The sequence below is a fragment of the Streptomyces sp. CAU 1734 genome, assembly GCF_039888735.1.
GTDB lineage: Bacteria > Actinomycetota > Actinomycetes > Streptomycetales > Streptomycetaceae > Streptomyces.
This window is the reverse complement of the sequence record NZ_JBDQQP010000002.1, coordinates 491,208-517,728: the sequence shown is the minus strand read 5'-3', so window position 1 is coordinate 517,728 and position 26,521 is coordinate 491,208. Positions and strand designations below refer to the sequence as shown.

At 71.2% G+C, this 26,521-nt stretch carries 20 protein-coding genes and 2 tRNA genes; 21 read left to right on the top strand and 1 reads right to left on the bottom strand.

Annotated elements, in window-relative coordinates; genetic code table 11:
- Positions 1–84 precede the first annotated feature (84 nt).
- The 9 genes from obgE (at position 85) to AAFN69_RS05895 (ending at position 14,096) form a co-directional block, all read left to right on the top strand.
- Entirely contained in the window at positions 85–1,524 is a 1,440-nt protein-coding gene (obgE, locus tag AAFN69_RS05935) for a GTPase ObgE (RefSeq protein WP_347727201.1), read from the top strand.
- Between the two features lie 309 nt (positions 1,525–1,833).
- Positions 1,834–4,083, top strand: coding sequence for a glycosyltransferase (locus tag AAFN69_RS05930; RefSeq protein ID WP_347727200.1), 2,250 nt, complete (start codon positions 1,834–1,836; stop codon positions 4,081–4,083).
- A 314-nt stretch (positions 4,084–4,397) separates the two neighbouring features.
- Positions 4,398–5,900: a bifunctional cytidylyltransferase/SDR family oxidoreductase gene (locus tag AAFN69_RS05925; RefSeq protein ID WP_347727199.1), complete on the top strand. Its 1,503-nt coding sequence runs from the start codon at positions 4,398–4,400 to the stop codon at positions 5,898–5,900.
- 223 nt (positions 5,901–6,123) lie between these two features.
- Positions 6,124–8,259, top strand: a complete 2,136-nt coding sequence (locus tag AAFN69_RS05920) for a hypothetical protein (RefSeq protein WP_347727198.1) — start codon at positions 6,124–6,126, stop codon at positions 8,257–8,259.
- 268 nt (positions 8,260–8,527) lie between these two features.
- Positions 8,528–9,676 carry a glutamate 5-kinase gene (gene proB, locus AAFN69_RS05915; protein ID WP_347727197.1) on the top strand — a complete coding sequence of 383 codons (1,149 nt, stop codon included), beginning with the start codon at positions 8,528–8,530 and terminating at the stop codon, positions 9,674–9,676.
- Between the two features lie 135 nt (positions 9,677–9,811).
- On the top strand, positions 9,812–10,435 hold the full coding sequence (locus AAFN69_RS05910) for a hypothetical protein (protein ID WP_347727196.1): 624 nt from the start codon (positions 9,812–9,814) through the stop codon (positions 10,433–10,435).
- A 121-nt stretch (positions 10,436–10,556) separates the two neighbouring features.
- Positions 10,557–11,849: a glutamate-5-semialdehyde dehydrogenase gene (locus tag AAFN69_RS05905; RefSeq protein ID WP_347727195.1), complete on the top strand. Its 1,293-nt coding sequence runs from the start codon at positions 10,557–10,559 to the stop codon at positions 11,847–11,849.
- A 275-nt stretch (positions 11,850–12,124) separates the two neighbouring features.
- Positions 12,125–12,736 carry a hypothetical protein gene (locus AAFN69_RS05900; protein WP_347727194.1) on the top strand — a complete coding sequence of 204 codons (612 nt, stop codon included), beginning with the start codon at positions 12,125–12,127 and terminating at the stop codon, positions 12,734–12,736.
- 175 nt (positions 12,737–12,911) lie between these two features.
- Positions 12,912–14,096 carry a hypothetical protein gene (locus AAFN69_RS05895; protein ID WP_347727193.1) on the top strand — a complete coding sequence of 395 codons (1,185 nt, stop codon included), beginning with the start codon at positions 12,912–12,914 and terminating at the stop codon, positions 14,094–14,096.
- Between the two features lie 61 nt (positions 14,097–14,157).
- Here the strand turns inward: AAFN69_RS05895 and AAFN69_RS05890 are convergent, their stop codons facing one another.
- A complete protein-coding gene (locus tag AAFN69_RS05890; RefSeq protein WP_347727192.1) occupies positions 14,158–15,255 on the bottom strand; it encodes a M48 family metallopeptidase in 1,098 nt (365 codons plus the stop codon).
- Positions 15,256–15,545: 290 nt separating this feature from the next.
- On the opposite strand from AAFN69_RS05890, the gene AAFN69_RS05885 reads away from it, so the two are divergent.
- The 12 genes from AAFN69_RS05885 (at position 15,546) to AAFN69_RS05830 (ending at position 26,284) form a co-directional block, all read left to right on the top strand.
- Positions 15,546–15,707, top strand: coding sequence for a hypothetical protein (locus AAFN69_RS05885; RefSeq protein ID WP_347727191.1), 162 nt, complete (start codon positions 15,546–15,548; stop codon positions 15,705–15,707).
- A 46-nt stretch (positions 15,708–15,753) separates the two neighbouring features.
- Positions 15,754–16,377, top strand: a complete 624-nt coding sequence (gene nadD / locus AAFN69_RS05880; RefSeq protein WP_347727190.1) for a nicotinate-nucleotide adenylyltransferase — start codon at positions 15,754–15,756, stop codon at positions 16,375–16,377.
- 19 nt (positions 16,378–16,396) lie between these two features.
- Positions 16,397–18,373: a LytR C-terminal domain-containing protein gene (locus AAFN69_RS05875; RefSeq protein ID WP_347727189.1), complete on the top strand. Its 1,977-nt coding sequence runs from the start codon at positions 16,397–16,399 to the stop codon at positions 18,371–18,373.
- A gap of 155 nt (positions 18,374–18,528) precedes the next feature.
- Positions 18,529–18,960: a ribosome silencing factor gene (gene rsfS / locus AAFN69_RS05870; protein WP_347727188.1), complete on the top strand. Its 432-nt coding sequence runs from the start codon at positions 18,529–18,531 to the stop codon at positions 18,958–18,960.
- The gene (locus tag AAFN69_RS05865) at positions 18,957–19,616 is read left to right on the top strand and encodes a histidine phosphatase family protein (protein WP_347727286.1); all 660 of its coding nucleotides are present in this window, start codon (positions 18,957–18,959) and stop codon (positions 19,614–19,616) included. Before rsfS ends, AAFN69_RS05865 begins: the two co-directional genes overlap by 4 nt.
- A 118-nt stretch (positions 19,617–19,734) precedes the next feature.
- A tRNA-Ala gene (locus AAFN69_RS05860) sits at positions 19,735–19,807 on the top strand.
- Between the two features lie 85 nt (positions 19,808–19,892).
- The gene (locus AAFN69_RS05855) at positions 19,893–20,072 is read left to right on the top strand and encodes a hypothetical protein (protein ID WP_347727285.1); all 180 of its coding nucleotides are present in this window, start codon (positions 19,893–19,895) and stop codon (positions 20,070–20,072) included.
- A gap of 3 nt (positions 20,073–20,075) precedes the next feature.
- Positions 20,076–20,309 (top strand): hypothetical protein, encoded by a 234-nt coding sequence (locus AAFN69_RS05850; RefSeq protein ID WP_040916346.1) that lies wholly within the window; start codon positions 20,076–20,078, stop codon positions 20,307–20,309.
- Between the two features lie 603 nt (positions 20,310–20,912).
- Positions 20,913–20,985, top strand: a tRNA-Ala gene (locus AAFN69_RS05845).
- 371 nt (positions 20,986–21,356) lie between these two features.
- Positions 21,357–24,230, top strand: a complete 2,874-nt coding sequence (gene leuS, locus AAFN69_RS05840) for a leucine--tRNA ligase (protein WP_347727187.1) — start codon at positions 21,357–21,359, stop codon at positions 24,228–24,230.
- A 149-nt stretch (positions 24,231–24,379) separates the two neighbouring features.
- Positions 24,380–25,135, top strand: coding sequence for a hypothetical protein (locus tag AAFN69_RS05835; protein ID WP_347727186.1), 756 nt, complete (start codon positions 24,380–24,382; stop codon positions 25,133–25,135).
- 303 nt (positions 25,136–25,438) lie between these two features.
- Positions 25,439–26,284, top strand: coding sequence for a DegV family protein (locus AAFN69_RS05830; protein ID WP_347727185.1), 846 nt, complete (start codon positions 25,439–25,441; stop codon positions 26,282–26,284).
- Positions 26,285–26,521: the final 237 nt, after the last annotated feature.

Genomic DNA, 26,521 nt, shown 5'->3' with positions numbered 1-26,521 from the left:
GGATCTCACTTCCCTCATCGGGAAGCGGGTCCGCCTTCGCTGTGTTACACGTAAAACAATTCCGTGAAAAATGGAGGCACACCCATGACCACCTTCGTGGACCGCGTCGAGCTGCATGTCGCCGCGGGTAACGGAGGCCACGGCTGCGCCTCCGTTCACCGGGAGAAGTTCAAGCCGCTCGGCGGCCCCGATGGCGGCAACGGCGGCCGTGGCGGCGATGTGATCCTGGTCGTCGACCAGTCCGTCACCACCCTGCTCGAGTACCACCACAGCCCGCACCGCAAGGCCACCAACGGCCAGCCCGGCGCCGGCGACAACCGCTCCGGCAAGGACGGCCAGGATCTGGTCCTTCCCGTCCCGGACGGCACCGTGGTGCTCGACCGCGAGGGCAATGTCCTCGCCGACCTCGTCGGCCAGGGCACCACCTTCATCGCCGGCCAGGGCGGGCGCGGCGGCCTCGGCAATGCCGCGCTCTCCTCCGCCCGCCGCAAGGCCCCCGGCTTCGCCCTGCTCGGCGTGCCCGGCGAGGCGCGCGATGTCGTGCTGGAGCTGAAGACCGTCGCCGATGTGGCCCTGGTCGGCTACCCGAGCGCCGGCAAGTCCTCGCTGATCTCCGTCCTCAGCGCCGCCAAGCCGAAGATCGCGGACTACCCCTTCACCACCCTGGTCCCGAACCTGGGCGTGGTCACCGCCGGATCCACCGTCTACACCATCGCGGACGTCCCCGGCCTGATCCCCGGCGCCAGCCAGGGCAAGGGCCTCGGCCTGGAGTTCCTGCGCCATGTCGAGCGCTGCTCGGTCCTGGTGCACGTCCTGGACACCGCGACCCTGGAGTCCGACCGCGACCCGCTCACCGACCTCGATGTGATCGAGGACGAGCTGCGGCAGTACGGCGGGCTCGACGACCGGCCCCGGCTGGTCGTCCTCAACAAGGTCGACATCCCCGACGGCCTGGACCTCGCCGAGATGATCCGCCCCGATCTGCTGGCCCGCGGCTACCAGGTCTTCGAGGTCTCCGCCGTCGCCCGCACCGGGCTGAAGGAGCTCTCCTTCGCCCTCGCCGGGATCGTCGCCGAGGCGCGCGCCGCCAAGCCGGTGGAGGAGTCCACCCGGGTCGTCATCCGGCCGAAGGCCGTCGACGACGCGGGCTTCACCGTCAATCAGGAGGAGGACGGCATCTATCGGGTGCGCGGCGAGAAGCCGGAGCGCTGGGTGCGCCAGACCGACTTCAGCAACGACGAGGCGGTCGGCTACCTCGCCGACCGGCTCAGCCGCCTCGGTGTCGAGGAGGCGCTGATGAAGGCCGGCGCCCGCGGTGGCGACGGCGTCGCCATCGGCCCCGAGGAGAATGCCGTGGTGTTCGACTGGGAGCCGACCGTGATGGCCGGCGCCGAGATGCTCGGCCGCCGCGGCGAGGACCACCGCCTCGACGAGCCCCGCCCCGCCGCCCAGCGCCGCCGCGACCGCGACGCCGCCCGCGACGACGCCCAGCGGGAGTACGACGAGTTCGACCCCTTCAAGTAGGGGGTGCGGGTCCCGGCCGAGGGACCGCGCGATCTCACCGGGCCCGGCGGTTTCCCGCCGGGCCCGTTCGCGTTCCCGGAACCGCTCTCCGCCCGGGGCGCACCCATCGCGGGCGGCCGTTCGAGTGACATTGGGTCACGGAACGTACACGCTCCGGCGTGTCCGCTCGCCTGGCGGGGGAATTTTGCCCACCATGATGTTTTTGTCTGGTATCGGCATACTCCTCCTCGGTCCCTCCCTCCCCCCGCGCCGCTCCGCCGTCCGGACGGTGCCGGACGAGGCGGACCGCAGCGGGCGAGCGGAGCACTGGTGAAGATCTCTTTACTCATTCACACCGTTTACGGCATCGGCGGGACCATCCGCACCACACTGAATCTCGCGGAGGAACTCGCCGCCCGGCACGACGTCGAAATCGTCTCCGTATTCCGGCACCGCGAAATTCCGCTGTTCGCCATCGACCCGAGAATCACCGTCGTCCCCCTGGTGAACACCTGCGCGGGCTCCCCGGAGAATGAGGAGACCCACCCCGCCCACCGCGAACCCGCCGAGTTCTTCCCCCGCAATGAGGCCCGGCACCGCGAATACAGCCGGCTCACCGATGAACGCGTCCGCGCCCACTACGCGGCATCCGACGCCGATGTCGTCATCGGCACCCGGCCCGGACTCGTCGCCTACGCCGCCCGGTTCGCCCCCGCCCGCGCCGTGGTCATCGGCCAGGAACACATGAGCCACAACCACCACCGCGCCGCGCTCCGCGAGGAACTGCGCCCCAGCCTCGAACGCATCGACGCCCTGGTGACCGTCTCCGAAGGGGACGCGGCCGTGTGGCGGGAGAACCTGCCCCTGCCCGGCACCCGGGTCCTCGCCATCCCCAACAGCGTCCCCGCACCCGTCGTCGCCCCCTCCGACCTCGCCGGGAACATCGTCGTCGCGGCCGGCCGGCTCTCCGCCGAGAAGCAGTACGAGGTACTGATCAGGGCCTTCGCCTCCGTCGTCGCCACCCACCCGGAGTGGACTCTGCGGATCTACGGCTGGGGCACCGTCAAGGCCGGACTCCGCCGCTGCATCGAGAAACACCGCCTCTACAACAGCGTGTATCTGATGGGCCCGCGTTCACCCATCGAACCCGAGTGGGTCAAGGGCGCCATCGCCGTCTCCACCTCGCGCCACGAATCCTTCGGGATGACCCTGGTCGAGGCGATGCGCTGCGGACTGCCCGTCGTCAGCACCGACTGCGACTACGGCCCGCGCGAGATCATCAAGGACGGTGTCGACGGGCTCCTCGTACCGGTCGGCGACACCGAGGCGATCGCCGGGGCCATCCGCGGACTCATCGACGACCCGGCCCGCCGCCGCGCCCTGGGCTCCGCCGCCATCGAGAACGCCCGCCGCTACGACCCGGCCGCCATCGCCGGTCGGTACGACGCCCTCTTCGCCGAACTCCGCACGGGCGCCGCGCGCAGGGCGGCGGAGGCCGCGGTACCGGCCCTGGCCCGCACCCCCGACCCGGCCCCGATCCCGGACGCGGACACCGGCGCGGCCACGGCCGCCGGGCCGCCCGCCCGCTCCCGTACCACCCCGGCATCCGCCCCCGGCCCGGTGCCGCCCGGTTCCGGCCCCGACACCGGCCCCGATCCCGGTGCCGTCGCCGACTGTGTCGCGGAGGAGGACGGCTCCCTGACCGTCACCCTGATCGCCACCGCCCCGCCGCCCGACGGCGCGCGGCTCGTCTGTGCTCTCACCGGCCCCTCCGGCGGAAAGACCCCGGAGCGGAGCTATCCCCTCACCCCGGAGGGCACCGCCGTGATCCCGCCCGGCGAGGACTTCGTCGAGGGCGAGTGGCTCTGCCGGGTCGAATCCGCCGACGGTCCGCGGCGCGCACCGCTGCTCGCCCGCGCCGTCGACCAGCGCGGCTCACTGCGTCCCGCCGGCCGGCTCGACCCCGGCTCCGGGGTGCGCCATCTCGTCCCCTTCCGGCGCACCCCGGGGGCCGAGCTGGCCCTCCGCTCCTGGGTGCGCCCCGTCCACGCGGAAGCGGGCGACATCCGGGTCTCGGGCCGGGAGCTCATCCTCACCGGCAGACTGATCGGCCCGGCCGAACCGTCCGGGCCCCCGGCCCTGCTGCTCCGCCGGGGCCGTACCGAGCTCGCCTTCCCCGCCGGCCCCCACGGCGAGAACCCCGCCGCCACCCCCGCCGGAACTCCTCTCGGCGCCTCCGCCGCCAACCCCGCCGGACCCCTCACCGGGACCCGCGCCTTCACCGCCGCCGTGAACTGCGATCTCCTCGCCGCCCACCGCGAGAGCGAGCGCGACCGCTGGAGTCTGTGGCTGCGGTACGCCCCCGACCGGGCCCCCGTCCGGGTCGCCAGGCTGCTCGACGACGTGGTCCGGAAGAGTGACGTCCATGTCTACCCGGGCAAGCTCGCGCAGAAGCGGAGACCGCTGCTCCTCGCCCGCCGGGTGCTGCGGAAGCTCACCCGCCGCCCCCCGCTCCTGGTCACCGTCGGCTTTGTCTACAACAAGGAGAACTCCCTGCTGGTGACCGTCGCCGACCGCTGATCCCCGGCGCCGGCGGCCATCGGGCGGCCGGCGCGCACGGCCCGGCCGGGGAGGGTTCCGGAACAGGGCCGGGCGGGACGGCCCGGAGCCCGCGTGCGGTGGACCGGGACCCCGGGTCCGGCGTCCTGTCAATCACCGCTAACCTGTGTTCTCCATCACTGGGCAGGGCGACCGGTGGCCGGCCAACCTCGCTGGCCACACGGTGAACGCCAGGTGTCCGCATCGTGTGAGCGAGCTGATGCTCGTCTTGCACCAGGGTCACGCAGAGTGCGACGATCGCACAGTCTCCCACTCGTCTCAAGGTAGGTCGTTCTGTGTCTGTGCCGCACGAAGCCAAGCCCCGTACCACGGCAGTTGTGCTCGCTGGAGGTACCGGCCAGCGAGTGGGCCTGTCGATTCCGAAGCAGCTGTTGAAGATCGCCGGTAAGGCGGTGATCGAGCACACCCTCTCGATCTTCGAGCAAGCGGAATCCATTGACGATGTGATCGTGCTGATGGCACCCGGCTATGTGCCCGATGTGGAGCGGATCGTCGCCAAGGCCGGGCTCACCAAGGTGACCCGCGTCATCGAGGGCGGCGCGACCCGCAATGAGACGACCGAGCGCGCCATCGCCGCCCTCGGCGAGGGGCTGGCCGAGGGCGAGGACCGCAATGTCCTCTTCCACGACGCCGTCCGCCCGCTGCTGTCACAGCGCGTGATCCAGGACTGTGTGACCGCCCTGGAGCGGTACGCCGCCGTCGATGTCGCCATCCCGTCCGCGGACACCATCATCGTGACCCGCACCCACGGCGACGACGGCGAGTTCATCACCGACGTCCCCGACCGCTCCCGCCTCCGCCGCGGCCAGACACCGCAGGCGTTCAAGCTCTCCACCATCCGCAGGGCGTACGAAGTCGCCGCCGGCGACCCGAACTTCCAGGCCACCGACGACTGCTCGGTGGTCCTCAAGTACCTGCCGGATGTGCCGATCCATGTCGTCGCGGGCGACGAGTACAACATGAAGGTGACCCAGCCGGTCGACGTCTTCATCGCCGACAAGCTCTTCCAGCTCGCCTCCACCGCCGCCCCGGTCCAGGCCGACGAGGCCGCCTACCGCGAGCTGCTCGCCGGCCGCACCCTGGTCGTCTTCGGCGGCTCGTACGGCATCGGCGCCGACATCGCCGCACTGGCCCGCACCTACGGCGCCCAGGTCTACGCGCTCGGCCGCTCCACCACCGGCACCCATGTCGAGAACCCGGAGCACGTGGACGACGCGCTCTCCAAGGCGTACTCCGAGACCGGCCGGATCGACTACGTCATCAACACCGCCGGAGTCCTCCGCATCGGCAAGCTGGCCGAGACGGACAATCTCACCATTCAGGAAGCACTGAACGTCAATTACCTGGCGCCCGTGCAGATTGCCCGTGCTTCGTACAAATACCTGGCGGAGACGAAGGGGCAGCTCCTTCTCTACACTTCCTCCAGCTATACCCGCGGCCGTGCCGAGTACAGCCTTTACTCATCCACCAAGGCGGCAATGGTCAATCTGACCCAGGCGCTCTCGGATGAATGGGCGAATGACGGAATCCGGGTGAACTGCGTCAATCCCGAGCGCACCGCGACCCCGATGCGGACGAAGGCGTTCGGCGCCGAGCCCGCCGGTTCGCTGCTCTCCTCCGAGGCCGTCGCCCGCACCTCGCTGGATGTGCTGCTCTCCGAACTGACCGGCCATGTCATCGACGTGCGCCAGCAGGACCCCACCCGGGGGGCGAGCGAGGCGTCGGGCTTCGAGCAGGCGCTGGCGGCGGTCCTGGACCGCGAAGAAGATATGCAATAATTCACTGTTATTGCGTCAATAGCAGGCGCAGTGGTTTTAGGGCCCTCCGAGGGGGCGTCCCCGTGTGAAATACCGGGGACGCGGGGGATGAGGGGGGCCCGCACTGTTCGAAGTACCGACTCCGCCCTCGGGTCCTTGTAAGTCCCGGCCCGGGCGGTGGGTTCCGGTACTTCGCATTTTCCATGAAAAAGGACCAACCGGCACCCCTTGGAGCAGGTTCTTCGTGATTTCGACCGCCATTCGTCTGGCACGTGTCGGCAGCCGTTCGGAGCTGGCCGCCGCGCTGTTGATCGTGCTCGGCTACCCGAGCGTCATGCTCGCCGCACTGCTCCCGAGCATCTGGCTCTTCGCGGCCGCGGGTGCCGTGACCTACGCGGCCGACCGGTATCTGCACCATAAGAACAGCTATCTGATCAACCGGCTCGGCAAGGTCCGCCTCGGTCTCGCGATGCGCTTCCTGCTCCGCCAGCTCCTCCTGGTCCTGCTGCTCGCCCGCGAGGGCATGGCGGACAGCACCCTCTTCTATGTCGCCGTCGCCGGATTCCTGGTCTTCTTCGGCCTCCAGGGACCGCACGGCGCGCTGACGACACTGATCCGGCTCCGCCGCACCCTGCCGATCGTCACCCGCAATGTCGACCTCAGCGGCGTACGCATCCCCGACGCGGCACCCTCCGCGCTGATGCGCCGCTCCGCCGAGAAGATGCTCCACCTCGACATCCCCGCCGTCGCCGGAATAATGCTCGCCGTCGTCCTCGACAACGACCTCATCGGCTACGCCGGCGTCGGCCTCACCCTCTTCCTCGGCACCGTCTACACCATCGCGCTGATCCCCTATCTGCGCAGGCGCCGGGTCCCGGGCGCGCCCGCCGTCCTCAAGGCCGTCAGCACCTGGCTGCTCGAATACCGGCCCACCGCCGTCCTCTACTTCTCCGGCTCCAACGAGTCCGCCTACCAGGCCAACATGTGGCTGGAGACGATGGAGCAGATCGAGGGCCGGCCGCTGATCATCATGCGCGAGCGCGAGCTGGTCACCAAGCTGCAGCCCACCGCCGTACCGGTGCTCTGCGTGCCCGCCGCCACCCATCTGATGAACCTCGACCTCTCCACGGTCCGGGTCGCGCTCTACCCCGCCAATGTCGGCAAGAACATCCACCTGCTGCGCGTCCCGACCATGCAGCACGTCTTCATCGGCCACGGCGACAGCGACAAGCTCGCCAGCGTCAACCCCTTCAGCAAGGTCTACGACGAGGTCTGGACCGCCGGGCGGGCCGGCCGCGACCGGTACGCACTCGCCGACGTCGGCGTCCGCGACGACGACATCGTGGAGGTCGGGCGGCCCCAGCTCGCCCCCATCGAGACCTGGACCGGCACCCCCGCCAACCCCATCCCCACCGTGCTCTACGCACCCACCTGGGAGGGCTGGGACGACAACCCCGGCAACACCTCGCTGCTCCTCGCCGGCGAGAACATCGTCCGGCGGCTGCTGGAGGCCGAGAAGCCGGTACGGCTGATCTACAAGCCCCACCCCTTCACCGGAATCCGCAACAAGAAGGCCAAGGCCGTCCACCTGCGGATCACCGCCATGGTCAAGGCCGCCGCCGCGGCCCGCGCCACCGACCCCCGGTGGAGCTCCGAAGCCGCCGCCGCCAAGTCCGGCCAGGCCGCCGCCCGCGCCGAACTCACCCGTATCGAGGGCGAACTCGCCGCGGCCGCCGTCTGGGTACGCGCCGGCGGCGACGAGGCCCAGGAATCCCGCGACTGCCTCGCCGACCCGGTCCGCATGGAGCGCATCAAGCAGCTCCGCGCCGACTGGAACGACGCCTACTGGCGCTCCACCGGCTGGTGGGAGCACCTGATCGTGACCGGCGCCGAGCCGCGGCTGTACGACTGCTTCAACGCCGCCGACGCCATGGTCTCCGACATCTCCAGCGTCGTCTCCGACTTCATGGCGAGCGGCAAGCCGTACGCCGTGACCGACTCCGCCGAGCTCGGCGCCGCCGAGTTCCAGCGGCAGAACACCGCCGCGCGGGCCGCCGTCATCCTCGGCAACAGCGCCGCGGAGATCGACGTCCTGCTGGAATCGGTCACCGCACCGGAGCGCGACCCGCTGGCCCGGGCCCGCCGGGAGCTGAAGGAGTACCTCCTCGGCCCCGACCACCCCACCTCCATGGAGCGCTTCAACACCGCCGTGAGCACCCTCCGCGCCGAGGCCGAGGCCCGCAACCAGGGCGTCGAACAGCGCCTGAGCGAGCAGGCACAGCGCGAGGTCAACCACGAGCCGGACGCCGGCCCGACCGCCCGGCCCGCCGAGGCCGAGCGCGTAGAATCCGCCGGCGCGCAGGCACCCCTGGCGCGCTGACCCGATCCGCCCGCGGCCCGTACGGAGATCTCCGTACGGGCCGCGGCCGTTCCCGGGAACGGCACCCGGCCGCGGCGGGCGGACCGGCACCGATTCCCGAGCGGACCGGCAGCGATCACCCCGAGCGGACGGGCGCCGGCGGACCACGAGCGGACGGGCGCCGGCGGACCACGAGCGGACCGGCGCCGGCGGACCGCGAACGGGCTGCCGCTGTCCAGCCGGTGAAATAGGGCCGCGCCCGCCCCCGGGCCTGGCATAGATTCGCACTGTGACAGTGGCAAGGCAGCAGGTAACCCAGGCTCGCAGGATCGTCGTCAAGGTCGGCTCGTCCTCCCTGACCACCGCCTCGGGAGGACTCGACGCCGACCGGGTGGATGCCCTCGTCGACGTACTCGCCAAGGCCCGCAACCCCGGCGGAACACCCTCCGGCGGCGGCGAGCGGGAGGTCGTCCTGGTCTCCTCCGGCGCCATCGCCGCCGGACTCGCCCCGCTCGGACTGCCCCGCCGTCCCAAGGACCTGGCCCGCCAGCAGGCCGCCGCCAGCGTCGGCCAGGGGCTCCTCGTCGCCCGCTACACCGCCTCCTTCGCCCGCTACGGCGTACGCGTCGGGCAGGTCCTGCTCACCAGCGACGACATCAGCCGCCGCGCCCACTACCGCAACGCCTACCGCACCCTCGACCAGCTCCTCGCCATGGGCGCGCTCCCCGTCGTCAACGAGAACGACACCGTCGCCACGGACGAGATCCGCTTCGGCGACAACGACCGGCTCGCCGCCCTCGTCGCCCATCTCGTCCGCGCCGACCTCCTCGTCCTCCTCTCCGACGTCGACGGCCTCTACGACGGCGATCCGGCCAGACCCGGCACCAGCAGGATCGAGGAGGTACGCGGCCCCGCCGACATCGCCCATGTCGAGATCGGCAGCGCGGGCAAGGCGGGAGTGGGCACCGGCGGCATGGCCACCAAGGTCGAGGCGGCCAGAATCGCCGCCGCGGCCGGCGTCCCCGTCGTCCTCACCTCCACCGTGCACGCCGCCGACGCACTCGCCGGCCGGGCCACCGGCACCTGGTTCCACAGCACCGGACGCCGCTCCGCCGACCGGCTGCTCTGGCTCGCCCACGCCTCCGCCCCGAGGGGCGCCCTGCTCCTCGACGACGGAGCCGTCGACGCCGTACTGCACCGGGGGAAATCCCTGCTGCCCGCCGGAATCTCCTCCGTCGAGGGCGACTTCAGCGCCGGGGACCCGGTCGAACTCCGCGACCCCCGCGGCCGGGCGGTCGCCCGCGGACTGGTCAACTTCGACGCCCGGGAGATGCCCCGGCTCCTCGGCCGCTCCACCCGCGAACTCGCCCGGGAGCTCGGACCCGAGTACGAGCGCGAAGTCGTACACAGGGACGATCTGGTCGTCCTGAACCCCTGAAACGGCTGAAAGACGGGTCAACCAACAGGGACCTTTACCAAAAGCGCCCCATGTTCCGTCCAGGACTGGTCAACTTTGTTGCGGGGGGTATGGCGGGGTAACAGCAAGTCGACATATGCAAACAGGAGGCCGCCGGTGAGACGAGCGCGCCCAGGGGATGTGCCCCGAGGGAACGGGGGCGTCCCGCACATCCGCCGGACCGCGGGCGAACACACCCGCAGGACGGCGGGCGAGGAACGAACCCTGACCAGCGTCGGGGCAGGCGCCGATTTCGACGGTGCCGACGAGCCCGCGGGCGGTCCCGACGCGGCCGGCGGGCCCGCCGCCCGCGGAGGCGAGCGGGAGCACCACGGACCGGCGCGGCTGCCGAGTGCCGGCCGGCGCGCCGAGCCCGGTGCGCACGGCGAGGAGCACATCCAGTCGAAGCTGTGGCACATCACCCTCAGCGTCTCCGGCGCCGAGGCTCCGCTCAAGGAGGTCAGACGCGGTCTGGAACAACTGGCGCACGACCATCCCTTCCTGCTGACCAGCAGATACGCCAATGACCACGCCGAGATCCGGTACTGGGAGGAGGCCCGCGACCTCCATGACGCGGCGGCGGTCGCCCTGCGGCTGTGGGGTGAGCACCGCGCCACCGCCCAGCTGCCGCCCTGGAAGATCGTGGGCCTGGAGGTGATCGACCGCCAGACCTACCACCAGCGGGTGGCCGAGGGATACGGCCCGCCGCCGGCCTCCCCGGTGGGCGTCCACCCCTTCTGACCACCCGGCCCCTTCGCCCTCCGTCCGCCATCCCCTCCCCGCTCACCGCCGTCACCGGTGCCGCGTCTCGCAGTACGGGATAGCGGACGGACGGCCGCGGCGAGCGCACTACCCTGCGGGTATGACGACGCCCTCGCCGCTCCCGCCGTACGACAACCTCTCTCCGGTCGCCCGGACCGCCCACCGGGCGCGGGCCGCCGCGGCCGACATCGCACCCCTGCCGCGGTCGGTCAAGGACGACGCGCTGCTGGCGATCGCGGACGCGCTGGAAGCACGTGCGCAGGCGATCGTCACCGCCAACGCCGAGGACGTCGAGCGCGCCCGGGAGGCCGGCACCAGCGAGTCGATCATCGACCGGCTCACCCTCACCCCCGAGCGGGTGCGGGCCATCGCCGCCGATGTGCGCCATGTCGCGGCGCTGCCCGACCCGGTCGGCGAGGTGGTGCGCGGCTCGACCCTCCCCAACGGAATCGATCTGCGCCAGATCCGTGTGCCCCTCGGCGTCGTCGGCATCATCTACGAGGCCCGGCCCAATGTCACCGTCGACGCCGCCGCGCTCTGCCTCAAGTCGGGCAACGCCGTCCTCCTCCGCGGCTCCTCCTCCGCGTACTCCTCCAACACCGCCCTCGTCGAGGTGCTGCGCGACGCCATCGCCGGGGCGGGACTGCCCGCCGACGCGATCCAGCTGGTGCCCGGCGAGTCCCGCGACTCGGTGCGCGAGCTGATGCGCTCCCGCGGGCTGGTCGACGTACTGATCCCGCGCGGCGGTGCCGGACTCATCCGTACCGTCGTCGAGGAGTCCACCGTCCCCGTCATCGAGACCGGCACCGGCAACTGCCATGTCTATGTCGACGCCGAAACCGATCTCGACATGGCCGTGGACATTCTCGTCAACTCCAAGGCGCAGCGCCCCAGCGTCTGCAACGCCGCCGAGACCCTGCTGGTCCACCAGGACATCGCCGGCGCCTTCCTGCCGCGCGCGCTGGAGGCGCTCGCGGAGGCCGGGGTCACCGTCCACGGCGACGAGCGGGTCCTGCCGTACGCGGAAGGGACCAAGGCCACCGTGGTGGCGGCCACGGCGGAGGACTGGGAGACCGAATACCTCTCCTACGACATCGCGGCGGCCGTGGTCGACTCACTGGACGCCGCGGTGGCCCACATCCGCCGCTGGTCCTCCGGGCACACCGAGGCGATCGTCACCACCTCGCAGGCCGCCGCCCGCCGCTTCACCCAGTTGGTCGACTCGACCACGGTCGCTGTGAACGCCTCCACCAGATTCACGGACGGTGGTCAGTTCGGCTTCGGTGCGGAGATCGGCATCTCCACACAGAAACTGCACGCCAGAGGTCCGATGGGTCTGCCGGAGCTGACCTCGACCAAGTACATTGTCACCGGCGACGGTCACACACGGTAGTCGTTTTTCGGCCCATCCGGGGAGCGGGACGCCCCCCGCTTCCCCGGATGGGCCGCTCCGTCCGGCCCCCGTCCGGCCTCCGCCCTTCTCCCGCCCCGTCCGATCCGCGGCCGTGCGGCGGCGGTGCGGCGGTGCGGCGGTCCCCGGGATCCCAGGCCCCGGACACGCCCCGGCGTGGCGGACGGAGTGCGGGACGGAGCGAAGGCCGCAGGAGCGGAGCGGGAGAGTTCTCCTTCGGTCTGCCCAAACTCACCGGCCGGGTCTACTCTGATTCCGTGCCGGACGACGTGGGGGGCAGGCCGTTCCCGGACGGCTGGGAGCCTGACGACGACCGCGGAGGCGCGGACGAGGACTTCGCCTCCGTGGTGTTCGACGAGGACTTCATCCGGTCCGCCAAGATCCATGAACCGACCGCCGTCGAACGGCTGCTGGCCGCCGCCCAGGCCCGCGCCGAGGCCGAGGCGGCCCGCGGCGGATCCGGCGGGGGCGCCCACGACGACCCGTACGACGGCGACGGCTCCTGCGACGGCCACCGGCACGGCGAGGACGACGACTTCTCCTGCGACGACGAGGACGGCCCCTACGGCCGGCACGGCGGCGCCCTCCGCCCCTATCGGAGCAGCGCCCGCTGGCACCGCCCGGTCGCCTGGGTGCTGGCCCTGCTGATGGGAATCGGCATGGTCGCCCTCGCCTTCACCGCCGTCTACCGGGGCGCCGCGGGCAACCGCCAGGACCAGGTCCCCCCGCCCGCCACCACCGGCGTCGACCCCACCCCGTCCCTCTCCGGCTCCTCCAGGGGAAGCCCGCCCCTGGACCGGGTCATCGTGCCCTCGGACGCCGTGGAATTCCCGGCCCCGCCGATCGCCGCCGACCCTGGCTCGCCCTGACCGGCCGCTCACCCGCCGCCGAATGGGGGGCTCCCCCCCCGCCCCCGCCCCGCCCCCTCCCCACCACCCCCGCCCGCCCATTCGCGGGATGCGTCATCCGAGTGGGTGAACACTCGTCAGACTTTGCCGTCCCCGCGCACGTTTACCGAGGCCCCGCCGGACCCACCCTCAAAGTATGGCTGGGCGCGGTGGCCCACCTGAGGGGACGCCCGACGGTCTCCCCGGCGGTGGAGAGGACGAGTACCGATCCGTCGTCTTCGACGAATCGTTCGTACAGGCTGCGCGGCTCCAGGAGCTCTCCGCGCGGGAACGGATGGGCGAACCCGCGCGTGCCGTGCGCAGCCTCCCCGTCCGGCCCCCGAGACGCGGCTCGGGCACCGCCCTGCTGCTGGTGCTGCTGGTGGCCCTCGCCTTCGGGACCGCCACCTATATGAGTCTGCGCGCTCCGCAGCCCACACCGTCCGCCCGGCGGGCCGACCCGCTGCGCATCACTCTCGTTCCCCTCTCCCCGTCCGGATCCGTGCCCGGCGGCACCCCCGGTGAGCTCTACGCCCGCGGCCCCGCGGCCCGCTTCCGCATCGGCGCCTCCGGCATCACCCTCCCGATCGCACGGCCGACCGAGAGCTTCTCCGAGGGCCAGGTGATCGCGGCCCTGACCACCGCCAAGGACTATCTGGTGGAGTCCTCGCTCGCCCCCGATGTGCTCACCGGGGGCAAGGTGCGGTCCGTACGGGTGCTGCTCGACCCCGATCAGCAGGCGCAGTTCGACCTGAGCATGGCCGGCCCGGCCGCCGACGGCCGTCACGCCGCCACCGGCTGGCTGGTCCGCTACGACCCGGCCGAGGTGGCGCTCGCCGACCCGGCGGTGCGCGTCCGGGGCGCTCTCCGGGTGACCGAGGTGAGCCCCGACATCCTGGAGGTGACCTCGGACCACACCTTCGCCTACGCCCTCCGGCCGGCCGCGCCCCCGGGCCCGCCGGCCGTCCCGGTCATCCGGAAGGGCGCCGGTGCGACACCGCCGGCCGCGCTGCCGCACCGGGCCGCGTCCGGCGTCCGGGAGCGGCCCCTGGCGGCGGACCGCGCCTCGCTCTTCACCGTCCGCCGCGAAGTGCGCTTCCGCTTCGACCGTGACGATCTCCGCCGGCACCGCACCGAACTCGTGACCAGCCAGACACAGGCCGGGCCCCAGTCGTGCTCGGACGACTCGTCCGGGACCCTGCGGCCCCTGCTGGCCGGCGAGCGAGCCGAACGGTCCGGCCCGGCCGTCACCAACCCCTACGCGCCGGGAACCGCCACAGTGGCCCTCTGCGGCTCCCTGGCCCCGCAGGCCCAGCCGTCCCCCGGCAGCCTCGCCCGCTAGCCATGCCCCGCCCCGGCCGGGCGGGACCGAGGAGCGGGTAGCGGTATGCCGGGCCCGTCACTCAGCCGGTGCCGGTGCCGGTGCCGGTGCCGGTGCCGGTGCTGTCGTCCCCCTTGCCCCCGGTGCTCCCATTGCCGCCGGCGCCCGTGAACTTGTCCCGCAGCTTGCCCCCCAGATCGCCCGCGCCGCCGGCTATGTCACCGACCAGCTTCATCAGCGGGTCCTTGCTGGTGCGCACCGTGTCCGCGTAGTGCGAGGCGGACTCCCGGATCGAGTCGGTGACCGAGGTGTCCTTGTCCTCCGACCGGCGCGGATAGTGTCCGTCCATGATCCGCTGGTAGTCGCGGCTCTCGGCCCACTTCTTCAGCTCCGCCGCCCGGACCGTGGTGAACGGGTGGGTGCGGGGCAGCACATTGAGGATCTTCAGCACGGAATCCCGCAGGTCGCCGCCCGCCTCGTACTCCTCGGCCTGCGCCAGGAAGGCGTCGACGTTCATCTCGTGCAGATGGTTGCCGCCGGCTATCTTCATCAGGCCCCGCATCGACGCCTGGAGATCCTGGCCCACCAGCAGTCCGGCCCGGTCCGCGGACAGCTCCGACTTGCGGAACCACTCCCGCAGCGCGGTGACGATCGCCATGATCGCCACATTGCCGAGCGGTATCCAGGCCACCTTCAGCGCCAGATTGGTGAGGAAGAGCAGGATCGTGCGGTAGACCGAGTGGCCGGAGAGCGCATGCCCCACCTCGTGGCCCACGACCGCCCGCATCTCCTCCTCGTCCAGCAGCTCCACCAGACCGGTGGTGACCACGATGATCGGCTCGTCCAGGCCGATGCACATGGCGTTCGGGCGCGGGTCCTGTGTGACGTACATCGACGGGACCTTCTCCAGGTCCAGGATGTAACAGGCGTCCCTCAGCATGGAATTGAGATGCGCGAACTGGGTGTCGCTCACCCGTACCGAGTCGGAGAGGAAGAGCAGCCGCAGGCTGCGCTCCGGCAAGAGTCCGCTCAGCGCCTTGAAGACGGTGTCGAATCCGCTCAGCTTGCGCAGAGCGACCAGCGCCGAGCGGTCCGCCGGGTGTTCATAGGCCCGCGAGGAGATACCGGTGAAGCGCTTGCGCTGCCTGCTCGGCACATTCTCATGGCTGCTGTCGGTCATTCATGCCCCCTGTGTGCCCTGGATGCTGTGTCATACGGGCGCGATGCCGTACGTATGGTGTCTCGTCCCCCTGACGGACCCCAGCGTAGGCGCTGGGGTCATCACGTGCCGGGGGCTGTGGATAACTTCGGAACGCGGGCGGTGGCCGCCCGGATCCGTCGCACGGCACCGCCGGAACAGTGCCGTGAAACCGACAACGACCGAGTCGGCGTGAGCGTGCCCGAGAGGCCCGCATACGATAAGGAGGAAGTCCTCCGCTCCGTTTCCCGACCGATAAGGGCCCGCCGAAGATGAGCCTCTCCAGCACCGCCGCCAACCTGGTCACTCTCGCCTCGGGCGCCGAGGGCGCCGAGCGCCACGCGAGCCTCAGCCCGATCCTCGTGGGAGGTCTCGCGTTCCTCGCGCTGCTCCTGCTGCTGTGGGGCACCACCCGCTTCAACCGCGACCGCTGAGCGTGACGGGGCGGGCCGCGCGACCGTGCCAGTAGGCTCTGCACGCATGGGAGAGCAGGAAGTGCCGACGGGCCCCGGTTCCGGCCGGCGGCGACTGGGTGTGATGGGCGGGACATTCGACCCGATCCATCACGGACACCTGGTGGCCGCCAGCGAGGTCGCCGCCCTGTTCCACCTCGACGAGGTGATGTTCGTACCGACCGGGCAGCCGTGGCAGAAGAGCCACAAGGTGGTCTCTCCCGCCGAGGACCGCTATCTGATGACCGTCATCGCCACGGCGTCCAACCCCCAGTTCTCGGTCAGCCGTATCGACATCGACCGGCCGGGGCCGACGTACACCATCGACACGCTGCGCGATCTCCACTCGCTCAACGACGACGCCGATCTGTTCTTCATCACCGGAGCGGACGCCCTCTCGCAGATCCTCGGCTGGCGGGACGCCGCGGAGCTCTTCTCCCTCGCCCACTTCATCGGGGTGACCCGGCCGGGCCACGACCTGACCGACGACGGACTGCCCGAGGGGAAGGTCTCCCTGGTGGAGGTGCCGGCGCTGGCCATCTCCTCCACCGGCTGCCGGGCGAGGGTCGCCCAGGGCGACCCGGTCTGGTATCTCGTGCCCGACGGTGTGGTGCGCTACATCGACAAGCGCCAGTTGTACCGCGGCGAGTGAGCCGCGGAGAGGGGCACCGGTGAACGACCAGCCGAACGCATACGACCCGTACGGGCAGCAGCCGCCGCAGCCGAGGATCATCGGCTACGACGCGTACGGGCAGCCGGTCTTCGAGCAGCCCCAGGGGCACTACGACCCGTACGGGCAGCAGAACCCCGGGCAGGGGTACGGCCACGACCCCCGGCACTCCCCGCAGCCACAGCAGTACGACCCCTACGGCGCCCCGCCCCCGCAGCCCGGCCCCGACGGCGGACAGGGATACGGCCAGGGGCAGACCCAGGCGTACCCGCAGAGCCAGGACCAGTGGTACGCACCGGACCAGCCCCAGGGGTACGCGCAGGGCCGGACCCAGGGGTACGCACCGGACCAGACCCGGGGACACGCGCAGGGACAGGGCGGACACGTCTCCCAGGACACCGGTTACGACCCCGGCCACGCCCGCCCGGCCGCCCATGACGCCGGGGACCTCCGGGCCGCCGTCGACACCGCGGCCCCGCAGTGGAACATCCCCCATCAGCAGTCCGCCCCCGCCGCGCCCTTCACCCCGTCCCCGGACCCGGCCTCCGGCACCGGCCACCCGGCCGGGCCCGACTCCCCGGCCGTCCCCGGAGCCGCGCCGCGTCCCCGCCGGTCCGGCCGCAGGGCGGGCGGCGACACCGCCGCGCCCGGTGCCGGGACCGCAGGCGCCGATACGGGACCGCCGAGCCCGTCGGACAGCCGTGAAGCCGCCGGGCGGTCCGACTACCGGACCGAGCAGTTCGCCTTCACCGAAGAGCCCGACGAGGACTCCGAAGACGTCATCGACTGGCTGAAGTTCACCGAGAGCCGCTCCGAACGCCGCGAGGAGGCCAAGCGCCGCGGACGCAACCGCGTGGTCGCCCTCGGCGTGGTCCTGGCCCTCGCCCTGCTGGCCGGTGTCGGCTATCTCTGGTCGGCCGGAAGTCTTCCCGGCGCCGGGGACGGCGGGAAGAAGAACGGAACCACGGCCACCGGCCCGCAGAAGCGCGATGTGATCGTGCTCCACCTGCACAACACCAAGAAGAAGGGCACCTCCACGGCCCTGCTGGTCAACAACACCACCACCGGCCGGGCGACCACGGTGCTGCTGCCCGACTCCCTCTCCGTCGCCAATGACGACGGCACCGTCAGCACACTCGCCGAATCCGTCGAGGACGACGGCTCGGAGGGCACCCGGAACGCCATCGGCACCCTCTTCGGTGCCAGGATCTCCGGCACCTGGCGGCTCGACACCCCCTTCCTGGAGAACCTCGTCGAACTGGTCGGCCGGATCGACATCACCACCGACGCCACCGTGCCCGGCACGAAGGAGGGGGACCCTCCCCTCGTGAAGAAGGGCGAGAACCAGACACTCAACGGCAGGGCCGCCGCCGCATACGCCACCCACCTCGGCAGCGGCGAGAAAGAGGACGCTCAGCTCCAGCGCTTCGGGCAGGTCATGGAGGCCGTCCTGAAGAAGTTCCCGAGCGATGCGAAATCGGCCACCGTCACCGTCGAGACCCTGGCGCAGATCCTGGAGCCCCCGCTCACCGAGAAGGACCTGGGCGCGTCCCTGGCCAAACTCGCCGAGCACGCCAAGGGCGGCGACCACGAGGTGGCCCTGCTCCCCGTCGAGGCGGGCGGCGCTCTCAGCCCCCAGGCCGCCGGCAGGGTCGTCAAGGACATCCTGGGCGGCTCGGTCACCGCCCCCGAGCGGGACGCCGCCGTCCGGATCGGCATCCGCAACGCCACCGGCGAGACCAAGGCCACCGAGGCCGCCCGGGTGCGCCTGGTCAACGGCGGCTACACCGTCATCGACAGCGGCGGGGCCGACACCGCCGGCACCTCCCGGATCACTTACGGTGACGAATCCCGCAAGGCGGAGGCCGCCGAGGTCGCCAAAACCCTCGGATTGCCGCCGGGCGCGGTCGCCAAGGGGGAGCCGGTGGCCAACGCGGACATCAGTGTCACCCTCGGCCAGGACTTCAAGACGGACTGAAGTGGCAGCCGCCCGATCGGCACCCTGAGTGCTGATCGGGCGGCTGACCTGCGCATACGTCCCGGCAGTGAGCTGCGGGAGATAAACGCGGAGAGGGCTGTCGGTGGTCCGTGAGACCCTGGTGGAGTCATCCGACCGCCGACGAAAGCCTCCTCGTGACCGCTACGGACCGCTCCATCGAGCTGATCAACGCCGCCGCCCAGGCGGCCGCTGACCGGCTCGCGCACGACATCATCGCGTACGACGTCAGTGATGTGCTGTCGATCACCGACGCCTTCCTGCTCGCCTCCGCGCCCAACGACCGTCAGGTCAAGTCGATCGTCGACGAGATCGAAGAGCGGCTCAACAAGGAACTGGGCGCCAAGCCGGTGCGCCGTGAGGGCGACCGCGACGCCCGCTGGATCCTGCTCGACTACGTCGACATCGTCGTCCATGTCCAGCACAGCGAGGAGCGTGTCTTCTACGCCCTTGAGCGGCTGTGGAAGGACTGCCCCGAGCTCCCCCTCCCCGAGGACGCGCTGAAGACCCGCGGCAAGGCGGAGGAGCACGCCCGCCTCTCCGGCGCAGCGGACGGTGAGTTGAGCTGAACGAGGACGCCTACAAGCGCAACACCGGCCGCCGCATCGTCCTGTGGCGGCACGGTCAGACCGCGTGGAATCTGGAGCGCCGCTTCCAGGGCACCACGGACATCGCGCTGACCGAGACGGGGATCGAGCAGGCCAGGCGGGCCGCCAGGCTGCTCGCCTTCCTCCAGCCGGACGCGATCATCGCCTCCGATCTCAAGCGTGCCGCCGCGACCGCCGGTGAGCTCTCCGAGCTGACGGGCCTCACCGTCACCTTCGAAGAGGCCCTTCGGGAGACCTATGCCGGTGTCTGGCAGGGGCTCACCCACCAGGAGATCATCGAGCAGTACGGCGAGCAGTACACGGCCTGGAAGCGCGGCGAGCCCGTCCGCCGGGGCGGCGGCGAGCTGGAGACCGAGGTCGCCGACCGGGCGGCCCCCGTGATCCTGCACCACGCCGAGAAGCTCCCGGAGAACGGCACCCTGGTCGTCGCCAGCCATGGCGGCACCATCCGCACCACCATCGGGCGCCTTCTCGGTCTGGACTCCCGGTACTGGGAGAGCCTCGGCGGCCTCACCAACTGCTGCTGGTCGGTCCTCGGCGAGGGCGCGCGCGGCTGGCGTCTGCTGGAGCACAATGCCGGCACCCTCCCGGAGCCGGTCCTCGGCGACGACGACTGACCGGCCGCACCGCGCCCCGCGGTCCGTCCCTGTCGGCCCCGTACCTCCGGATTTCGCTTTCCAGCAGGTCGCACGCTAAAGTTCTTCTTGTTCGAAGCGCGCAGCGCGAAGAACACGCGGGGCTATAGCTCAGTTGGTAGAGCGCCTGCATGGCATGCAGGAGGTCAGGAGTTCAATTCTCCTTAGCTCCACAGAACGCATCACCGGGATCCCGTCCTCAGCAGAGGGCGGGATTTCGCGTTTACCGCCGCCTTCGCGTCAACGTCACTGACTGCCCTGCCCGGTCATGGCAGAATCGGACGGCCGGAAGGGACCACCGGTCAGTACGGGAGGGAGAGCGCCTTGTCGGCTCTCCTCAGCTGCCCGTCCTGCGGATCGGCACATGTCGCACAGGTCCTCGGCGACAACGGCGGAGTTTCTTTCGTGTGCACGTCCTGCGGTCACAGCTGGAGCTGAGTGATGGGGGCACACAGGCGTAAATGCGACTGGTGCGGCAGTGGTACGCCCATCGTCCGCGACATGGATCCCATCAACCCCGAGTACCAGTACTGGTGCGAGGAATGCGCGCGGGCGCTGATCATAAAAGGCGATCCGATCGAGACCTACCGTGAGCTGGAGGGCGAGCCCATCTACGGCCGCCTCCTGGACGAGCACTGCACGCTGAAGCGTTTCTACTCCTTCGCCACCGCCTGAGCCGAACGGCCCGCACGTCCCGCAGCCCTCATGACCCGAGGCCCTCGCACCCCGGGGGCGGCGCCTTCCCGGGCGCTTCCGCCGTGGCGTGTTCCGCGCTCCCGGGCGGGTCGCCGGTGCTCCTCGGCCCCGGGAGCCCGGGACCGCTCCTGTCTCGCGGCGGCGGGCCGCCGGGACCCCGGTGCCGCAAAGATCCCGGGCCTCGCGCGGAGGCGCCCGGGTCTCGCGGGCGACCCGTTCGGTGGGGTTCCGCCCACTCCGTACCCGCTTCCCGGCCCTCTCGTCCCCATCCGTCGCACCCGGGCGGAACGGCGGCGGCGCCGGAGATGGGGAGCCGTCCGGTGTTCCCTTCCGCAACGCCCATGGCCGCCGGACCGGCCCGGCACCGCCGGCCGGGCGCTCGGCAGGCCGCCCGGCGCCCTCCGTCCGTCCCCGTCCCGGCATCGATTCTCGGCCATCTTGAGATGGGCCCGCCGCCTGCTCCCCGGTACCGCGCCGGGGAGATCACAAAGGATTTGGTGAAGCGGCGCAGAGGGCGTTAATGTTGTCCACGTCGCCGACACCGGGGGAAACCCCGAGAGGGCGACAAGCGGTATCTCGCAAGGGGCTATAGCTCAGTTGGTAGAGCGCCTGCATGGCATGCAGGAGGTCAGGAGTTCAATTCTCCTTAGCTCCACCGTCAAGAGGAGGCGGGCCATCCGAATCGGATGGCCCGCCTCCTCTTTCTCTGTGCGCCTGCCGGCCGGCACCCCGCTCCGGTTTCCCCCGCGCCCGCGCCCGTGCCCGGACGCGGGACCCGGCCCCCGGGCGGCCCCTGTCTCCCCGGCGGCCCGGTACGGCCGGGCGCGCCCCCGTATGCCCGCTGCGGTACCCTGACGCCATGCGTGCCGTACGCCTTCTGCTTAGCGAGCCGCGCTGAACAGCCCCGGCGGATGAGAAACCCGCCGGGATCGGCGCGGCTCCCCCTCCTGTGCGAGGGGTTGTTTTGTTTCCGGGCCCGGCCCGATCCGAACCGCGGGCAGAGACGATCGATGGAGCTTCAAGGACATGAGCGAGACGAATTCCGCTGCCTCCGCTGCCGAGGTGGCGGCCCCTCATCGCTACACGGCCGCCCTGGCCGCCGACATCGAGGCACGCTGGCAGGACTTCTGGGACGCCAACGGCACCTATGAGGCGCCGAACCCGAGCGGCGATCTGGCCGGAGACCCGGCCCTGGTGGCGCGGCCCAAGAAGTTCATCATGGACATGTTCCCGTACCCCTCGGGAGCGGGGCTGCACGTCGGACACCCCCTCGGCTACATCGCCACGGACGTCTACGCCCGTCATCAGCGCATGACCGGCCACAATGTGCTGCACACCCTGGGCTTCGACGCCTTCGGCCTGCCCGCCGAGCAGCACGCGGTCGCCACCGGTACCCACCCCCGGGTGTCCACCGAGGCCGCCATGGAGAACATGAAGCGGCAGCTGCGCCGCCTGGGCCTGGGACACGACCAGCGGCGTTCGATCGCGACCATCGACCCGGCGTACTACCGGTGGACCCAGTGGATCTTCGTCCAGATCTTCAACTCCTGGTACGACGAGACGGCCGGCACCGCTCGTCCGATCGCGGAGCTGGTGGCGCAGTTCGAGAGCGGGGAGCGCACAGTCCCCGGCGGGCGCTCCTGGAGTGATCTGAGCGCCGCCGAGCGCTCCGATGTCCTGGGCGGGTACCGCCTGGCGTACGCCTCCGACGCCCCGGTCAACTGGTGCCCGGGTCTGGGCACCGTACTGGCGAATGAGGAGGTCACCGCCGACGGCCGGTCCGAGCGCGGCAACTTCCCGGTCTTCAAGGCCAAGCTGCGCCAGTGGAACATGCGGATCACCGCCTACGCCGACCGGCTGCTGAACGACCTGGACGCGCTGGACTGGCCCGAGGCCATCAAGCAGCAGCAGCGGAACTGGATCGGCCGCTCCGAGGGCGCCCGGGTCGGCTTCGCCGTCGAGGGCGCCGGCGACGCGCGGATCACCGTCTTCACCACCCGCCCCGACACCCTGTTCGGTGCCACCTACATGGTGCTCGCGCCCGAGCACGGCCTGATCGACTCCATCCTGCCGGCGGAGTGGCCCCAGGGCGTCAAGGAGGCGTGGACCGGCGGCGCCGCCACCCCGGCCGACGCCGTGGCCGCGTACCGCAAGCAGGCCCAGTCGAAGAGCGATGTCGAGCGGCAGACCGAGCACAAGGACAAGACGGGCGTCTTCACCGGCGCGTACGCCGTGAACCCGGTCACCGGCACCAGGATCCCGGTCTTCGTCGCCGACTATGTCCTGATGGGCTATGGCACCGGCGCGATCATGGCGGTTCCCGGCCAGGACGAGCGCGACTGGGAGTTCGCCGAGGCGTTCAGCCTGCCGATCATCCGGACCGTGCAGCCCCCCGAGGGCTGGGAGGGCGAGGCGTTCACCGGCCAGGGGCCCGCCATCAACTCCTCCAACGACCAGATCTCCCTGGACGGCCTGGAGGTCGGCGAGGCCAAGGCCCGGATCACCGCCTGGCTGGCGGAGCGCGGAATCGGCGAGGGCACGGTCAACTTCCGGCTGCGCGACTGGCTCTTCAGCCGCCAGCGCTACTGGGGCGAGCCCTTCCCGATCGTCTACGACGAGGACGGCGTCGCGCACTCGCTGCCCGAGTCGATGCTGCCGCTGGAGCTGCCCGAGGTCGAGGACTACTCGCCCCGGACCTTCGACCCCGACGACGCGGACAGCCGGCCCGAGACCCCGCTGTCGCGCAACGAGGACTGGGTCAATGTCACCCTGGACCTGGGCGACGGGCCCCGCGCGTACCGCCGTGAGACCAACACCATGCCCAACTGGGCGGGTTCGTGCTGGTACGAGCTGCGCTACCTGGACCCGGACAACAGCGAGCAGCTGGTCGCCCCGGACATCGAGCGGTACTGGATGGGGCCGCGCGACGGCATGCCGCACGGCGGTGTCGATCTGTACGTGGGTGGCGCCGAGCACGCCGTACTGCACCTGCTGTACGCCCGGTTCTGGTCCAAGGTGCTCTTCGACCTGGGGCACGTCTCGTCCGCCGAGCCGTTCCACAAGCTGTTCAACCAGGGCATGATCCAGGCGTACGTCTACCGCGACAGCCGCGGCTTCCCGGTCCAGGCCACCGAGGTCGAGGAGCTGCCGGACGGCACCTTCGTCCACCGGGGCGAGCCGGTGAGGCGCGAGCTGGGCAAGATGGGCAAGTCCCTGAAGAACGCGGTCACCCCGGACGAGATCGCGGCCGAGTACGGTGCCGACACACTGCGCCTGTACGAGATGGCGATGGGGCCGCTGGACGTCTCCCGGCCGTGGGACACCCGTGCCGTCGTCGGCCAGTACCGGCTGCTGCAGCGGCTGTGGCGCAACATCGTCGACGAGTCGACAGGCCGCGTCACCGTGGTCGAGGACTGCGCCGAGGCCGCCGACGAAGCCGTGCTGCGGGCCCTGCACAAGGCGATCGACGGTGCGGGACAGGACATGGCGGCGCTGCGCTTCAACACCGCCATCGCCAAAATCACCGAGCTGAACAACCATCTGACCAAGGCGGCGGCCCCGCTGCCCAGGAGCGTGGCGGAACGGCTGGTGCTGCTGATCGCGCCGCTGGCGCCGCATGTCGCCGAGGAGCTGTGGGCCAAGCTGGGCCACTCCGACTCGGTCGTCCACCAGGACTTCCCGGTCGCCGACCCGGCCTATGTGGTGGATGAGTCCGTGACCTGTGTGGTGCAGATCAAGGGCAAGATCAGGGCCCGGCTGGAGGTCTCCCCGTCGATCTCCGACACGGAGCTGGAGACGCTGGCACTGGCCGATCCGGCCGTGGTCGCGGCACTGGGCGGCGGCGGTGTCCGCAAGGTGATCGTCCGGGCCCCGAAGCTGGTCAACATCGTTCCCGCGTAGCGGCGGGAGCGCGGAAGAGGCGCTGCGGGAAGACTCCCTGACAGTTCAGGGTTTCCCCTACGGGCAGGTTGGGGGTTCCGATGGAACCCTTGGCCTGCCCGTTCCGTTTACCGTAGGTAGAGAACACATCCGACGCCGAAGGGGCGCACATGACAGCCACGATCACGATTCTGGCGCTGCTCTTTGTCGCCCTTGTGGCTCTGGGGGTCTATGCGACAGTGAAGGCCGTCGGCGCCGCCAAGCGAGGAGTGGAGCGCACGGTCACCCAGGCGCGCCGCACCGTGGAGGACACCACACTGCGCGCCAAGAGCTTTGGACAGGTCGGCGTCCAGGGGGAGCTGGCCCAGCTGAGGCTGTCGCTGCGCACCTCGATGCGGGCGACGCAGGACGCGCTCCAGGCGGGGGTCGCCGAGGATGCCTCCCTCACCGAGTCCATCGCCCTCTTCGAGCGGCTGAGCGCGCACGGCCATGAGCTGGACGACGAGCTGAAGAGGCTGGAGCGCGAGCCCGACCGGGCCGAGGTCACCACCCGGCTGCCCGGTCTCAAGGAGCGCACGGAGCGCATCGTGCATTCGGCGGAATCCCTCCGCTGGGCCGCGCGCGACCGGGCCCGCCGGTTCGCCGATGACGACCTGGACACCCTGAACGCCCAGATCGACATGGAAGCCGGTGCGCTGCGGCACTGGTCGGCGGCGGAGACCGACTCCGAGGGCACCCGCCGAAGCACCTCCGGGCCCGGGGCGGACGCCGCGAACACCGCCGGGCACACCCAGACCTGGCCCGAGCCCGCCGCCGAGGAGACCCCGGCGGCACGGCAGCAGCCCGAGGCCATCACGGCCCGTGACCCGCGCCGGCAGACTCCGTACTCCTGGGAGAAGACGGCCCGCCCGGAAACCACCAACTGACCCCGGAGCCGGTTGGCCGTCCGCCCGCCTGGCCGTCCCCTGCCCCGGATGCGGGTGGTGTGGGCCGGTCCTCGTCTCCCGGCCGCGGATTCTCCCGCCGCCGGGTCCGGCCGGCCTGGTCAGGGGGATCCGGGCGCTCCGGGGGAGCCGCGTGATCAGGGGATCCGGCGGCCCCGCGGGGCCCGGTGTTGAGCCGGAGCCGCCGGGCACACGCTGTGGCGGCGGCATCTCCCTGTGGCGCGGGAGGCCCGAGTGAGGGGCCTGGGCTGCCGTCCGGCGCCGCCGACCGGTAACCTCCCGCTCATGTCCCGCCATGTCGCGATCGTCACTGATTCAACGGCCTATCTGCCGCAGCAGGCGATGGAGCGCCATGACATCGCGACGGTGCCGCTGACCGTCGTCATCGGCGGCCGGGCGCTCGAAGAGGGCAATGAGATCTCGGCCCGTTCGCTCGCGCAGGCGCTCGCGAAGCGGCGTCCGGTGACCACCTCGCGCCCGAGCCCCGCGACCTTCGCCGCCGCGTACCGGTCCGCCGCCGAGGCGGGTGCCACCGGGATCGTCTCACTGCATCTGTCGGCGGAGATCTCGGGAACCCATGACGCGGCCGTCCTGGCGGCGAAGGACGCCCCGGTGCCGGTCCGGGTGGTCGACACCGGGATGGTGGCGATGGCCCTCGGATTCTGCGCACTCGCCGCGGCCGAGGTGGCGGAGGCGGGCGGGTCGCTCGACGAGGCGGTCGCCGCCGCGGAGAAGCGGGCGGCCGGCACCTCCGCCTACTTCTATGTGGACACACTCGACTATCTGCGGCGCGGCGGCCGGATCGGTGCCGCGCAGGCGCTGCTGGGATCGGCGCTCGCGGTGAAGCCGCTGCTGCAACTGGCCGGCGGCCGGATCGAATTGCTGGAGAAGGTGCGCACGGCCTCCAGGGCCATCGCCAGGCTGGAGGAGATCGCCGTGGAGCGCGCGGGCGCCGGCCCCGTGGACATCGCCGTGCACCATCTCGCCACCCCGGACCGGGCGGAGTCGCTCGCCGGCCGGCTGCGGGAACGAGTGCCGGGGCTGGGGGAGCTGCACGTCAGCGAGGTGGGCGCGGTGATCGGTGCGCACACGGGCCCGGGGCTCCTGGGCGCGGTGATCTCACCGCGCTGACCGGTCCCGGAGGCACCGGTTCGCTCATGCTCTGGAGGGCTGTGAAGCAGCGGGCGGTCCGGCAGAGTTCCGTGGGTCGGGAGTGATGGTGGTGACTCCTGTGGGTGACCGAGTTATCCACAGCGCGGTGGTTGTCCACGGTAATCGGCCGTGCTCGGCGGGTTCTCGCGGATGTGCCTACCGTCGTCGGCATGGCTCCACGAACATCTTCCGCGACCAGCGGGCCGGGGCGAGCCC